This window comes from Chitinophaga sp. SVR4-12A (genome assembly GCF_056754765.1).
The window spans coordinates 487,809-503,242 of sequence record NZ_JBPGWP010000002.1 but is presented as its reverse complement, the minus strand read 5'-3'; the positions used below and the strand labels follow the sequence as shown (position 1 = coordinate 503,242).

The window sequence follows — 15,434 nt, the reverse complement described above, 5'->3', positions numbered from 1 at the left end:
TTATGAAACGAAGATTACTTTTCCTCGAAAGGTTCATTTATGGGGACGGCACGGTTCCCAAGAACATCACCTTTACCGTTAAGATACGCGGCGTGATCACTGAAGACGCCCTGCGCCATGCGCTGTTAAAAGTGCAGGCCAAACACCCTTTACTCGGTGTTTCCGTGCAGGAAGATGCCAAAGGCCAGCCCTGGTTTGTAACACCAACGTCTATACCGGAAATACCATTACGTATTGTAGAACGCAGTTCTGAAGAAGACTGGATGCGGGAGTCTGAAAAGGAATGCGCGCAGCGCTTCGATATGCAGCAAGGCCCTTTGCTGCGGATGGTATGGATCCGCTCCGGCGTTGTGTCTGACCTCATCATGGTCTGCCACCATTGCATCTGCGACGGATCTTCTATTGTTACGCTCTTCCGCGAACTACTGACGCTGGTGGATCAGCCCAACCTGGAGATCGGCCATTATGAATCGTTCAACACGATAGAAGACCTGGTACCCCGCCTGATCCTGGATGATAAGAAGAACAAACGGAAAGGCCGTATTACCGCTGCATTTCTCCGCCTGTTCCTGTTCTTTGTGCCCCGAAAGAAAGACATGCCCTGGGGCAAGGATTACACCGTGCGCTGGAAGATGGATAAAGCATCTACCGCAGCCCTGATCCGGCGTTGCAAGGAACAGCGTACTACCGTGCATGCTGCCTTATGTACCGCCTTTCTCTGGGCCTTCCGCCAGGTAAAAGGAGAAAAGGCCCGCAACCAGGTCTTTTGCCCGGTGAACCTCCGCAGGTATATTACGGAGATCAAGGACGACATGCTTTTCGGTTTTGCTTCCAGCACTACCTTGTCACTGGACAAAGACCCTGCGCTGGATTTTGCTGCACAGGTAAAGAAAGTGAACACAAAGCTGTCTGAAAAACTGGAGAACCTAAAGGTATATGAGGAAATCATGATCAATGAATACTATCACCCGGTAGTGAAGAAGCTCTCACAATACCTGAGCACTGCCAGGGGCAACAATGATCTTACTTTCTCTAATATGGGGCGGCTGGATATCCCTAAACGCTTTGGTTCATTTGAAGTTGAAACCATTCATAATCCTATCCTGATCTTCAAATCGGCTAATCCAAATGGTATTATAGCCAGCACCTTTGATGAGCAAATGAACTTTTCCTTTCTCTCTAATGATGCCTACCTGTCTGAAGAAGATGCGGCCGCTATCCGGGACAAGGCCATGGAGGTATTGCTGGAAGGGAAACGGGTACCGGAGGCGCAGTTAGTATAAGGCATAACAATTGAAATAAGACAACATGCAGAGAAAACTCATTATCGGTGAAAGGATCATGTACGGAGACGGCAATACGCCGCTGAACAGCGCATTTGTAGCCAGGATACGGGGCAACATCCAATTGCATTACCTGCACCAGGCGCTGGCAAAAGTACAGGCTAAACATCCCTTATTGAGGGCCGGCGTAGCGCCCGGCAAAAAAGGCCTGCCACATTTTGTGGGCAGCGACAACACCGCCGCTATACCCGTCCGCATAGTTGAAAGACAACAGGAAGACGACTGGCAGCGCGAGTCTATGACAGAATGGGCTACTCCTTTTGATATGCGTAACGGCCCGCTTTGCCGGATGGTTTGGATACGTTCCGCAGCTGTTTCCGAACTGATGCTGGTATGCCATCACTGTATCTGCGATGGCGCTTCTGTTGCTACCTTACTGCAGGAAGTGCTTGCCGCGCTGGATCAGCCGGAGAGGGAACTGCCGCCTTATTCGTCCTTCAATGCAATAGAAGACCTGATCCCCGGCCCCTACCTGGAAAACAAAAAACTACAGCGCAAAGGCAAAAGATCCGCAATACTGGCCTGGCTCACACTATCGCTTGTACTATGGCGGAAGAAGCAACCTAGTAAAGGAAAAGATTACCTGCTGCACTGGAAACTGGACAGGGAGGAATCTGCCGAATTTGTAAAGCGTTGCAAGGCCGAAGGCACCAGTGTGCATGCTGCCTTGTGTATAGCATTGCTGCGCGCCTTCCAGGAAGTGCAGGGCAGCCGCGCGCGCAATAAGGTAATCACGCCAGTGGATATACGCCGGTTCATAGATGCTATCAAACCTGATATGCTATTTGCCTATGCGCCCACTGTGAACCTTTCGCTTGACCAGGAAGCCCCGGTAACAGCGCGTAGCTTCTGGGTACAGGCCTACCAGCTCAAAGAAGAGCTAAGGGAAAAAATAGAAGAGCTGAATGTTTTCATGCAACTGATGATCGGCGAATACATACACGCTTCGCTGAAACTGCTGATAAAATTATTGAAGGTGACCAATGGCAACCATGATGTAACCTTCTCGAATATGGGACGGCTGAATATACCGGAACGCTACCAGCACTTTGAAGTGGAAACGATCATCAGTCCAACGGTTGCTTTTCCCTGGCGTAACCCCAATACGCTGGTGACTACTACCTTCCGCGGACAAATGGACTTTGTGTTCATGTCTAATGATGCTTTCCTGCCTTATGAAGAGGCGCTGGCCATTAAAGCAGCTGCTATGCAGACGGTCAAAAAAGAATCAGTTGGCAGTGGGCAGTTAGTTGATGGTTGATAGTTAACAGTTGATAGTTGACAGTTGTCAGTTGACAGTTGACAGTTGTCAATGGGCAGTTAGGACTACTACTTTGTTTGCTACTGACTGACAACTGTCAACTGACAACTGACAACTGTCAACTTCCCACAGTCAACTGTTAAATGAGCACTTGTTCTACTATAAAAAAAAATTGAAATAGAAGATATTTTTGAAACATTATAAATAATGTTTATACCTATATGAATATACGAAAATCATATAGGGATAAAAATTTTTTTTTGTAAAAACACCCGCTCTATATTCGGCTCGCATTTTTGAAACCACCATTATTCACCCCCAAACTTGTAACACCATGAAACAAGCAAGCACACCCAAACGGCAGCTGAAGCTGAATTCCGAAGTAATCACCCAGCTGAATTCTACAGGCGGCGGCAGTAGCTCCAAATGTGGCGGCGGTGGTGGATCACTCCTTCTTTGCACGATTGTGTGCAACTCCGTAGTTTGCTCTGTGCTCTGCGGTTGTGGTTGCTAAGCGAGCCGCTGGCAACCGGGAACTCCATTACAACCCGGAATAGCCTACAGTGGCTATTCCGGGCTATTTCCACGTTTCAATATACACATGTACCAACCAGTAAATGCCATCCACCGAAAGCTGGAGGAGATTGCCAACTTGCTGAGTGCACAAACTTCTTCATCCGATATTTCCCTCACGGGCGGAGACGCAGGCAGGGCTTTGTTCCTGCTGTACTACTACAAACTCAGCGGCGATGAGCGATACCTCGACAAGGCTATTGAGCTGATGGATGATCTTCTTGTAAACATTACACAATTTGATTGTGATCCTTCTTTTGCCGGCGGACTGGCAGGCGTTGGATGGCTGCTGCATCATGCGGTAGACAACCACTTCCTGGATGCCGATGTACATCTCCTGTTGGGAAAGATGGATATTGCGCTGTACCAGTGGATGATGAACGAAATGCAGCGGGGCAATTATGACTACCTCTACGGCGCTACAGGTGTGGCTTTATACTTTCTCCGCAAAGCTGCCACAGATGAGCAATACACCAGGTGCCTGGCTAACTTTGTGCGCACGCTGGCAGCACAGGCCATTGCTGAGCAGGAAATGATCAAATGGAAAGCGTTTATACTACATGAAGGCATGTACGGGCCTAACGCCTGTGGAGATACGTACAACCTGGGCCTGTCTCACGGCATTCCCAGCATCATTGCCTTCCTGGTAAAAGCCAGCCGGCAGCCTGCACTGGCGGCACAATGCAATGAGTTGGTAGAAAAGGGCTGTCGCTTTCTGCAACATCATATGCGCCCACCGGAAGCATACGGCAGTTATTTCGGTTACCTGGTCAATAGTGAAGGGGAACAAACACCTGCATCCAGGCTGGCCTGGTGCTACGGCGATCTTGGCATATGCACCACGTTATGGCAGGCCGGTGAAGCGCTGCAGCAGGAAAACATCAAGGCAGCAGCGCTGGAAATAGCGAGGTTCAATGCGCTTAAACGCGACCTTGCCGCCGGCAATGTACAGGACGCGTGCTTCTGTCATGGCACCAGCGGCATTGCGCATATCTACCACAAAATGCATCAGCATACCGGTGATCCGCTATTCAGTGAAGCCGCCGGTTTCTGGTATGAAAAGACACTGGCGATGGCTACGTTCGAAGACGGCCTTGCCGGTTATAAAACATTCGTTGGTACCGACCCTGCCAACGGCGAGTGGCATAATGTGCCCGGCCTGCTGGAAGGTGTGTCCGGTATCGGTTTGTCGCTGATCTCCGCTGTGGCCGGCTTTGAGCCGACCTGGGATGAAGCCTTGTTGTTGTCCTGAAAGTCCACGGTCCATGGTCAATGGTCCATAGACTATAACTTATTTGCCTAACATTGACGCCAACTATTATCATGACGACAAGAGATTTGAATAACAGGATAAGCCATGGACCATCGACTATGGACCATGGACTATCCTACGCCTGTGATTTTTTTGTATTACGCAGCCCCATGCTCCCCTATCAAACGGTGATTGATCTGTACCGTTACGATAACCTGCTGGACCATTACAACTCCGACATGGTACAGGAAGCCTTGTATATCGCGTCTCCGGTGTTGTATAATGCATTCATGAAGTACAAAAGCGGGACCGTGCAGCAGCCAAGGGAAATACGCAAAGTAAGCACCGCATTATGGCAATATCTGGTCAGGATGAGCACACGATGCACTCCCTTCGGCATCTTTTCCGGATGTGCGGTAGGTTCCTTCGGGAGGACGACCCGAATGGAACTGCCTGCCATCCGGGATATCAGGCGGCACATGCGCCTGGATATGGATTATCTCTGCAAACTGGCCGACTTTGTAGCCGGTCATAACAGTATACAAACACAGCTTATCTACTACCCCAATTCCAGCCTGTACAAATACGGACGGCAATGGAGGTATGCCCGTTACAATTACCAGGGCGATGTGCGCATTTATGACCTGGTAAAAGTGGAGATGACGCCCGTACTCAACAAAGTGATCAAAATAGCTGGCCGTGGCTGCTCCTTCAGGGACCTGACAGAAGTGATCACCGCGTATGATGTTACAGCAGCAGAAGCGGCGGCTTACCTGTTGCAGCTCATCGATGCACAGATCCTGAAAAGCGAGCTGGAAGCCAATGTATCCGGCAATGAATTCACGCAGGAGCTGATCTCCAGGCTGCAGCAATACCAGCATACGGAAGCGCTGGTACAAGTGTTGAATTATACGCAGCAGCAAATGCAGTATATCAACCATGCGCCAGGTATCAGTGCTTACCAGCACATCAGGTCCTGCCTTGCTGAACTGCCTGTCAGCATCGACGAAAGCAGGCTATTCCAGGTAGACACGGTAAAGCATACCATTCATAACCAGCTTTCATCCCTTGTTAGCGATGACATTAAAGAAGCGCTTTTCATCCTGGCATGCCTGAATAATGAACAGCACGGGCAAAGTAAACTGGAAACATTCAAACGCGCCTTCGAAGAACGCTATGGAACACAGGCAGTGCCGCTGACAACTGCCCTGGATGTGGAAAACGGTATCGGCTACCAGCATGCGTTGGATGCTGCTGATCGCTATAAAGACGAAAAGCCTGGCAGAAAGGCTGACCTGGAGCAAGAGCCGAAAACCGCCTTTCTCTTCCAAAAATACCGCCAGGCCATTGCCGCCGGCGCCACAGAGATCGTCATCAGCAAGGAAGAAGCAGCACAATTCCCACCTGATCCCAATAGGATGCCGGATGCCATTGATACGGTATTTAACCTGTACAAAGGCGATACACCGGAACAGCCCCTGATCAGGTTTATCGGCGCCTCTCCTGCTGCTGCCAAGCTGCTGGCACGATTCTGTCATGCAGATGAAACGCTGTCGCAGAAAGTAAAGGAACTGGTACAACAGGAAGAAGCGCTGTACCCGGATAAGATATTTGCAGAAGTGCTGCACCTGCCGCAGGCCAAAGTGGGCAACATCCTGTCGCGCCCCCACCTGCGGAAGTATGAGATACCCTACCTGTGCCGCTCTACACTGCCGGCCAGGTACCAGATCCCTTTGCATGACCTTTACCTCCAACTGCAGGAAAACAGGCTGGTGCTCCTGTCAAAACGTTTAGGCAAGGAAGTGGTGCCGCAGCTTACTTCGGCGCATAATTTTGTGCACGATAGCCTGCCGGTATACCACTTTCTTTCCAGCCTGTCTTTACAGGGCAAATGCGCTAACCTGGCCTGGGACTGGGGATTCCTTTCCACGGAACCTTTCCTGCCCAGGGTACGATATAAAAATGTGATACTGAAGCCTGCTACCTGGAATATCAACAGCCGGCAGCTCAACAACCTTCGCCCGGAGCATTTTGCGGGCGTAAAAGCAAACCTAGGGCTACCCGACCACGTATTGCTAGTTGAAGGAGACAATGAGCTGCTGCTGGACCTTTGCACCCCGATGGGCATACAACTACTGCTGGATGCCGCCAAACAGCAAGCTCACATCATACTGTACGAATCGCTGGCTACGCCCGATAACCTGCTGGTAGAAAGCGCCGCGGGTAAAATGACCAACGAGATCATTATTCCCTTTGTGCGACAGGCTACTCATACAACGCCTGCCATAGCGCCCCGTAAGCGTAAACAGCATGCTTCCCGGCAGATAGAACGGTATTTCCCGCCGGGCACGGCCTGGATGTATTACAAGATCTATGTTGGTAAGAACACTGCCGATGAGATCATCCGGGATATCCTCTACCCTTTTGCACAAAGAATGCAACGGCAAAAGGTGATAGACCGGTGGTTCTTTATCCGCTACGAAGACCCGCATCATCATATACGGGTACGCTTTCACCTGCGGGACGACGATAATCCCCTATTGTTATGGGCATTTAAACAGGCCATACTACCGGCCTTTAAACAAGGCCTCATCTACCGCCTGCAGATGGATACCTATGAGCGTGAACTGGAGCGTTACGGAGCGGATACTATTGATCTTACGGAATCTTTATTCCACGTACAATGCAACTGTATCAGCGAGCTCTTATTACAGTTACACCGGCAACGCAATAAGCAATACAGCAACATGGCCGGGATGATGTGGATAGATGGTATGATGAGCGCCTTACACTATAACGCCGCCGAAAAACTGGATTTCTATAAACGCAATTTTGAGGGCTTTACAACAGAGTTCAACTATCATAACAATAAAGACCAACGGGAGCGGATGAATGAAGATTACCGCGCAAATACCACGTTGATCGCGCAATGTTTACAGCATAGTTGTGAAGCAACTGAAAATATATCCTTCATCATTAAGCGTTACTTACCGCATGCTGCCAGGCTTACAGCGATCATACGCAAACAGTTTGAAGACAAGGGCCAGCATTATGATTATGCCCTGCGCAGCCACCTCCACATGTTCATGAACAGCCTGATGCCTGCACAGCAGCGATGGGAAGAGTTCCGGGTATATTTTTACCTGCTGCGGTACTATACATCGCAACTGGCGCGCTTATCTAAGAAGGCGGCTGTTAACATTTCTATTAACGAGTGATTTACTAATAAAAAAATAAGATGTGCGAAATTAGTGTTGACATTAAATGAATTTTCCTATTTTATCAGGGGGCTGGATATCCATCCGGCCTTTATTTTTTTCTTCCCCATTAACATCGGATTAGCTTCTCCCCGTTTTTATGTACCTAATTTTACCCGGGATTTTTTAATATCTTATTTTGAGGAATAAGGGATAGACCCTGCTCGTCTGCGCGGGGTTTTTTATTGCAAACATTCCTCCCCTCCTGGTACCTGTTGCCACAACATAGCCCCCACATGCATTCAAACAGTAATTTGTATCTTGCCGCATGAATTCTTCATCCGCCTTGATAAGAATATTATTCATTATTGTTAGCTTTCTGCTCTGTACATCTACTCTCAGCCACGCACAGCAACTTCTTAAGAAACCGGTTGTTGTCAGCGTAAAACGCCAGCCCGTGCTGGTGGTACTGAATGAACTGAGCCGGCAGGGAAAATTCTACTTTTCCTACACCAGCGATGTAGTGAGAAACGACAGCCTGGTTACCGTTTCTGCCCAACATAAAACTGTTAAACAGGTACTGGACATGCTATTTGGCAACAGCCGCCAGTACCGCGAAATAGGCGACCATATCATTATCCAGCATGTTACGCCTGATCTGTCGCGCACTTATACCGTTAGCGGTTATGTAAGAGACCGCGCTAATGGCACTTCCATTGCCAATGCCACCGTGTATGAAAAACAGCAGTTCATCTCTACCTTAACAAATGACGATGGCTTTTTCCGCCTGCGCTTAAAAAGCACGGAACGATATATCACCGCTATCACCGTCAGTAAAGACCTTTACCGCGATACCACTCTTACCGTGCATCCGGGCATAGACCAGGAGATGCCTACCATTACCATCCGCCCGGCTGAACCGGTCAACCTGGCGCCCGTAGATATCGGCGTGGACAAAACATGGCTGGGCAAGTTCTTCCTCTCCTCCAAACAGCGCATGCAAAGTATCAACCTGAAAGGCTTCTTTGCAGACAAGCCTTTCCAGTATTCCATTGTGCCTGGCCTAGGTACCCATGGCCATATGGATGGACAGGTGATCAATAAATTCTCCTTAAACCTGATAGGCGGATATGCAGCCGGACTGAACGGCTTTGAGCTGGGCAGCGTATTCAATATTGATAAGAAGGAGGCCAAGGGTTTCCAGGCAGCCGGTGTATTCAATATGGTAGGCGGCCAGGTAAAAGGCATGCAGATAGCCGGCGTCCACAATATGGTGCTGGATACTTTAAAGGGATTCCAGGCCGCAGGCGCCTTTAATATTGTAGAAGGGAAGGTAAAAGGTGCACAGCTGGCAGGCGTCTTCAACCTGGCCAGGGACAGTATGCAGGGCCTCCAGGCCGCGGGCGCATTCAACATGGTGCACGGCCCGGTACGGGGCACACAGCTGGCAGGCGCCTTCAATTACACCGATTCCATTCAGCAGGGTTTCCAGGCGGCCGGCGGCGGTAATATCAGCACCGGCGATGTGGAAGGCGTACAAGTGGCCGGTGGCTTTAACTATGCCCGCCACCTGAAGGGCGTACAGATCGGGGTGGTGAATATTGCAGATACCTCTTCCGGTGTGAGCATCGGCCTTATCAATATCATTAAAAAAGGCGGCTATTACAAGCTGGCTGTTTCTGCCAATGAGCTCACCCCGTGGAATATGGCCGTTAAAACAGGTACTCCAAAGTTCTACGGCATCCTGTTGGCCGGCATCAATACCGAACATACCCGGAAGATCCTGACCTTCGGCTACGGCTTTGGGCGCGACTGGCCCCTGTACCAGCGCTTATCCCTTACTACAGAATTTACTTCGCAGAATGTATACCTGGGCGATTGGGAACATCTGTCGCTCTTAATGCGTGTACTGCCCTCCCTGAACTACCGCTTTGGAAAATTCCTGACCGTTTTTGCAGGACCGGCAGTATCCATTTATCAACTGCAGGAGGCCCAGCCTAAAACAGGCTACCGCCAGGAGAAGCCCGGCGCCATCGGATGGCAGGCAGGGATCAGCATCTTTTAATGCCCAAAAGGAAGTATATTACTTATTATTCAACCGTCTATTCACTGCTCATGAGAACACCACTAATCATCGCAGCCTTTGCGCTGCTCTTCCCTGCCTATGTATGGGCACAGGAAGAACCCGTGGACATGGAGATGATGCAAAAGATAAGGACCGAAGCCTTGCAGCATTCCCAGATCCCCATGATCGCCCATTACCTCACAGATGTATCCGGCCCCCGTTTAACCAATTCCCCTGGGTATTTTCGTGCGGCTAACTGGGTCGTACAAACGTTAAAACAGTGGGGACTGCAAAAAGCTACGCTGGAGCCCTGGGGGGAATTCGGCAAGGGATGGAGCAGCACCACTTCCTATATCGCGCTGAAAACACCCTATTATCAGCCACTGATCGCTTACCCGCGGGCATGGACCATCGGCACCAAAGGGCCGGTAACTGCGCCGGTGATCATGCTGGATACTTTGTCTGAAGCAGCTATAGACCAGGCCGGCGATGCCGTCAAAGGCAGCGTTGTGATCATTCGCCCAAAGGATACGGTCCTTGCATCTTCGTTCAAGGCCTATGCTACCCGCTACCCGGACACTACCAACTTCAGTGAGCTGAAGGACAAATTCATGTTTCCCCGCAGCGCGATAGCGCCGTATAAAGAAATGTATAAGAAGATCTATGCAGTGAGAGAGTACCTGGCAGCCAAAGGCGCGGTGGCCCTGCTGAACGCATCTGTAAATGGCAGAGATGGTACACTCTTCGTGGAGGGCAGAATGTATTATGCCAAAGGCTACAATTCGCCCCTACCGGAAGTCACGATCTCTATTGAAGATATGCTGCGCATTGCGCGTCTCGAACGCTCTTCACAACCTGTAACACTGGAGATGAATTTCCAGAGCAAATGGGACTCTACCGACACCCGGGGCTATAACGTGGTAGGCGAAATACCGGGCACTGATAAAAAATTAAAAGAACAGCTGGTCATCATCGGCGGCCACCTGGACTCCTGGCACAGCGGCACCGGCGCTACCGACGATGGTGCAGGCTGTATTGTGATGATGGAAGTGATGCGCATCCTGCAATCATTGGGCGTACAACCCAAACGGACGATCCGCATTGCCTTATGGGGAGGAGAAGAACAGGGATTGTTAGGCTCCTTCGGTTATGTAAAGAAACACTACGGGGATCCCCTGGATATGAAACTTTCGCCGGAACAAAAGAACGTGTCCGCCTACTATAACCTGGATAACGGATCCGGCAAAATCAGGGGCATTTACCTGCAGAATAATGATTCTGCAGGACCTATCTTCCGCAGCTGGCTGCAACCTTTTGCAGACCTGGGCGCTACCGGTATCACCCGTAGCAATACCGGCTCAACCGACCACCTTTCATTTGACGCAGTAGGCATTCCAGGCTTCCAGTTCATACAGGACCCGCTGGAATATGAAACCAGGACGCATCACAGCAATATGGACACTTACGATCACCTGCAGATAGCAGACCTGCAGCAGGCCGCTGCCGTTATCGCCGGCTTTGTGTACAACACTGCCATGCGCAAAGACATGCTGCCGCGCAAGCCATTGACGCAGCCGGAACGTTTTCTGTTTGACCTTGATTTTAAGCTATAGCGTTTAGGCGATACGGTTATTATTGACCTGTCTGGCAGAGGACGGGTCTGTCTGGTAAGTAAGGACAGATCCGTCCTTTAGTATTTCTACCACCCGGTATCCTTTGTAAGCCGTGCCCCAGGTGCCTGCAACGTGGGCATCCCAGAAATAATATTTCCCGTCTTTTTCCCGCATGCCGTCCTCGTCGTGGTCATGGCCGTGGAAAACTGCTTTCAGGTTTTGCTGACGGCTGAACAGCTCCACGATATCCGGCCGGTCTATCCCGTATTTGGTCCATTTCATAGGGGTGATATGCATGAACACAAAAAGGTGTGGATGAGATTTATATTGATCCAGCAATGCTTTGGTGCGGTCCAGGTCAGGACCGGTGTACACGCCCTTTATATCGGCGGTGTTCAGTATAATAAAGCCGGTATCTTTCTTTGTGAAACCATGATCGAAAGGCATACCCCATACCTGCTGCCAATGTGATTCTTCTGTCATATCGTGATTGCCGTGCGAAACATAGTAGGGCACCTTCAGGCGGTCCCAGGCTTTCTTGGCTTCCGGCAGAAAAGCGGGATCGTTATGGAAGATATCGCCGTTCACCATCACGAAATCCAGTCCCCTGTCTTTTGCCTCTGCATTCAGCCAGTTGGTCATTTCTTCATGGCGCTGTGCATAATCGGATTTCGGTTCACCGTAGTGTCCATCGGATGCCAGGGCAAAGCGCAGCTTCACTGCTTTTTTTGAAGGCAATGTAAAATCAGCGGGCATAAAGGCGGGCAGCGCATTGCCCATGCCCAGCAGGATCACGCTCTTAATGCTGTTTTGCAGAAAACGCCTGCGGGAAAGTGTCATACAGAATAGGTTGATGTTATACGAACAGATGCAATATCAGTACTCCTGCCAGGCCCACAACTGAAACGATGGTTTCCATTACCGACCAGGAACGGAAAGTATCTTTCAATGACAAGTTAAAATATTCTTTGAACAACCAGAAACCGGCGTCGTTCACATGCGAAAAGAAGAGGCTGCCGGCGCCGATGGACAATACCATGAGGCTGGGATCTACATGCAGCTGTCCCACCATGGGCGCCAGGATACCGGCGGTGGTCAGGCCTGCTACGGTGGCAGAGCCCAGCGCTACGCGGATCAATGCTGCGATGAGCCAGCCCAGCACCAGGGGCTGGATATGCCAGTCCTGCAACACCGCCGCTATCTGTGTGCTCACGCCGCTGTCTATAAACACCTGCTTCAGGATGCCGGCGCCGCTCACAATGAGGAGCACCATCGCCACATCCTTCACCGCTTCTCCATAGATGTTCATCACCTTTTGCATGGTCATGCCCATACCGGTGCCCAGGCTGAAAGTCGCAATGGTGACGGTGAGCATCATCACTATACCCGGCTCGCCAATAAAGGTGAGGAAGTTCTTTACCGGGCCATCGCCCGGCATCATGTAGAGCAGAATGGTAGTAATGATCAGCATTACCACCGGCAAGAGAGAGGATAAAAAGCTATTGAATGTGCCCGGCAGCTCACTGGTGGGCCTGGGCGGTACATTGAAACTTTCCAGCGGCTTCGCCTCGATCTGCTTCAGTGTTTTCGAAAACACCGGGCCCGCGAGGATCACCGCAGGAATGGCCACTATCACTCCATAGATCAGCGTAAGGCCCATATTGGCATGAAACTGTCCAACCAATGCTGCCGGCGCCGGATGCGGCGGTAAAAAGCCATGCGTTACGGAGAGTGATGCCAGCATGGGTAAACCGATATAAACAGCCGGGAATTTATACTGGTAAGCCACGGAGAAGATCAGGGGAATGATCAGCACAAAGCCTACATTGTAGAACAGGGGAATACCGATGATAAAGCCGGTGAGCATCAACGCCCAGTGAATGTATTTTTCACCGAAGGTTTTCATTAACACCCGCGCAATACGCTGCGCCGCGCCGCTTTCGGCCACCAGCTTACCCAGCATGGCGCCCAGCACGATCACCACTACCAAAGACCCTAAAGTATCACCAATGCCCTTGTAAATTGTTTGCGGAACCTTGTTCAAAGGAATGCCCAGCAGCAAACCGGTGGCGATAGACACTACCAGGAAAGCCAGGAAGGCATTCACCTTTCCCCAGGAGATGAGTAATATCAGGCAAACAATACATAGGAAGATGATCAATAAGGTCATAAAAAATAAATGATTTGAGATTTGAAGTTCGAGGTTTGAGGTTTGAAGTTTGAAGTTTGAAGTTTGTTAAAGGTTAAAAGTTCCGAACAAGTGTGTTTGCCTGGTTAGCATACTCGTCATGAACATCGAACCTCGAACGAACCTCAAACTTCAAACTTCAAACCTCAAACTTCAAACCTCAAACAGTTTTTAATGTGAATCCCTGGTTACTTCAGATCCTGAATTACCGGTGAGGAAATCAAAGTCGGCGCCTTTATCTGCCTGCAGCACATGCTTTACATAGAGGCTCACGTATCCCCTGTCTGTTGGTATTTCCAGTTTCTTCCAGCGTTTCCTGCGCAGTTCAAGTACATCTGATGGCACGTCCAGGTGCAGGCGGCGACCTGCTACGTCCAGCTCGATCATGTCGCCATTCTCTACCAGGGCCAGGTTGCCACCGATGGCAGATTCGGGTGAAACGTGCAGTACCACGGTGCCGTAGGCGGTGCCGCTCATCCTGCCGTCAGAGATCCTCACCATATCGGTAATGCCTTTGTCCAGCAGCTTTTTGGGCAGGGCCATATTGCCTACTTCCGGCATGCCGGGATAGCCAACGGGGCCTACGTTTTTCAGCACCATAACGCAGGTTTCGTCTATATCCAGTGCCGGATCATCTATACGCGCGTGATAATCTTCTATTGTTTCGAATACAACGGCCCTTCCGCGATGCTGCATCAGTGCCGGTGTAGCGGCAGAGGGTTTTATTACGGCGCCGTTCTCCGCCAGGTTGCCTTTCAATACGGCGATACCGGCCTCTTTGATCAGGGGATCGCTGTAGGGGTAGATCACGTCGCGGTTATAACAGCTGCAGGTATCTTCGATATTCTCTGCATGCGTTTTACCGCTTACAGTGATCGTGTCCATATGCAGGTGCTCGCGCATTTCATTAATGATCACCGGCAGACCGCCTGCGTAATAAAAGTCCTCCATCAGGAATTTACCGGAGGGCATCAGGTTGAGCAAGAGGGGCACATGGCTGCCCAGGCGATCAAAATCCTCCAGGTTGAGCTCTACGCCTACCCTGCCTGCAATCGCCGTCAGGTGTATGATAAAATTGGAAGAACCGCCCACTGCAGCATTCACTTTGATAGCGTTTTCAAAAGCCTGGCGGGTGAGTATTTTAGACATTTTCAGGTCTTCTTTCACCATCTCCACGATCCTTCTGCCGGATAAATGGGCCAGCACTTTCTTCCGGGAGTCTACCGCGGGAATGGCTGCTGCACCGGAGAGCGACATACCCAGCGATTCCACCATACAGGCCATGGTAGAGGCGGTGCCCATGGTCATGCAATGGCCCGCGCTGCGGGACATACAGCTTTCAGCAAACAGGTAATCCTTCGGCGTCATCTTCCCTGTTTTCATATCGTCGGCAAATTTCCATACGTGGGTGCCTGAGCCGATCTGTTGTCCCTGGAAGCGGCCATTCAGCATGGGCCCGCCCGGAACAACGATGGTGGGCAGGTCTACGCTGGCCGCGCCCATTAAAGTGGAAGGCGTGGTCTTATCGCAGCCCGTGAGGAGCACCACTCCGTCTACAGGATTGCCCCTGATGGATTCTTCCGCATCCATGCTGGCCAGGTTCCTGAACAGCATGGCGGTGGGCTTCAGCAAAGTTTCGCCCAGTGACATGATCGGAAATTCTACGGGAAAACCGCCTGCTTCGTAAACGCCGCGCTTCACTACTTCTGCAATGTCGCGCAGGTGGGCGTTACAGGGCGTGAGCTCTGACCAGGTATTACAGATACCGATCACCGGGCGGCCGTCAAAAAGATCTTCGGGGAAGCCCTGGTTCTTCATCCAGCTCCTGTAGATGAAACCCATCTTGTCTTTCTTCCCAAACCAGTTAGTGCTTCTGAACGTGGACATGGTATAATTTTTATTTGTATGATTAACACCTTAAAGTGACAACTTACAAAAAATT

At 50.5% G+C, this 15,434-nt stretch carries 10 protein-coding genes; 7 read left to right on the top strand and 3 right to left on the bottom strand.

What is annotated here, in order from left to right; all coding sequences use genetic code 11:
* Nucleotides 1-2 precede the first annotated feature (2 nt).
* The 7 genes from ACR9Y8_RS28460 (at nt 3) to ACR9Y8_RS28430 (ending at nt 11,304) form a co-directional block, all read left to right on the top strand.
* Nucleotides 3-1,283, top strand: coding sequence for a condensation domain-containing protein (locus ACR9Y8_RS28460; protein WP_481216694.1), 1,281 nt, complete (start codon nt 3-5; stop codon nt 1,281-1,283).
* Between the two features lie 25 nt (nt 1,284-1,308).
* Nucleotides 1,309-2,604, top strand: coding sequence for a condensation domain-containing protein (locus tag ACR9Y8_RS28455; protein ID WP_481216693.1), 1,296 nt, complete (start codon nt 1,309-1,311; stop codon nt 2,602-2,604).
* Between the two features lie 334 nt (nt 2,605-2,938).
* Nucleotides 2,939-3,118 (top strand): hypothetical protein, encoded by a 180-nt coding sequence (locus ACR9Y8_RS28450; protein ID WP_481216692.1) that lies wholly within the window; start codon nt 2,939-2,941, stop codon nt 3,116-3,118.
* Between the two features lie 87 nt (nt 3,119-3,205).
* Complete coding sequence (locus ACR9Y8_RS28445; RefSeq protein WP_481216691.1) at nt 3,206-4,429, top strand: lanthionine synthetase C family protein; 1,224 nt, start codon at nt 3,206-3,208, stop codon at nt 4,427-4,429.
* Nucleotides 4,430-4,599: 170 nt separating this feature from the next.
* A complete protein-coding gene (locus ACR9Y8_RS28440; RefSeq protein WP_481216690.1) occupies nt 4,600-7,647 on the top strand; it encodes a lantibiotic dehydratase in 3,048 nt (1,015 codons plus the stop codon).
* A 307-nt stretch (nt 7,648-7,954) separates the two neighbouring features.
* On the top strand, nt 7,955-9,691 hold the full coding sequence (locus ACR9Y8_RS28435; RefSeq protein WP_481216689.1) for a hypothetical protein: 1,737 nt from the start codon (nt 7,955-7,957) through the stop codon (nt 9,689-9,691).
* Nucleotides 9,692-9,741: 50 nt separating this feature from the next.
* Nucleotides 9,742-11,304, top strand: coding sequence for a M20/M25/M40 family metallo-hydrolase (locus ACR9Y8_RS28430; protein WP_481216688.1), 1,563 nt, complete (start codon nt 9,742-9,744; stop codon nt 11,302-11,304).
* Between the two features lie 3 nt (nt 11,305-11,307).
* Here ACR9Y8_RS28430 and ACR9Y8_RS28425 read toward each other — a convergent pair whose 3' ends face one another.
* The 3 genes from ACR9Y8_RS28425 to ACR9Y8_RS28415 all read right to left on the bottom strand — a co-directional run bounded on the left by ACR9Y8_RS28425 (nt 11,308) and on the right by ACR9Y8_RS28415 (nt 15,379).
* The gene (locus ACR9Y8_RS28425; RefSeq protein WP_481216687.1) at nt 11,308-12,144 is read right to left on the bottom strand and encodes a metallophosphoesterase family protein; all 837 of its coding nucleotides are present in this window, start codon (nt 12,142-12,144) and stop codon (nt 11,308-11,310) included.
* Between the two features lie 16 nt (nt 12,145-12,160).
* A complete protein-coding gene (locus tag ACR9Y8_RS28420; protein WP_481216686.1) occupies nt 12,161-13,474 on the bottom strand; it encodes a gluconate:H+ symporter in 1,314 nt (437 codons plus the stop codon).
* A gap of 189 nt (nt 13,475-13,663) precedes the next feature.
* Nucleotides 13,664-15,379 (bottom strand): IlvD/Edd family dehydratase, encoded by a 1,716-nt coding sequence (locus tag ACR9Y8_RS28415; RefSeq protein WP_481216685.1) that lies wholly within the window; start codon nt 15,377-15,379, stop codon nt 13,664-13,666.
* Between the last annotated feature and the right edge of the window lie 55 nt (nt 15,380-15,434).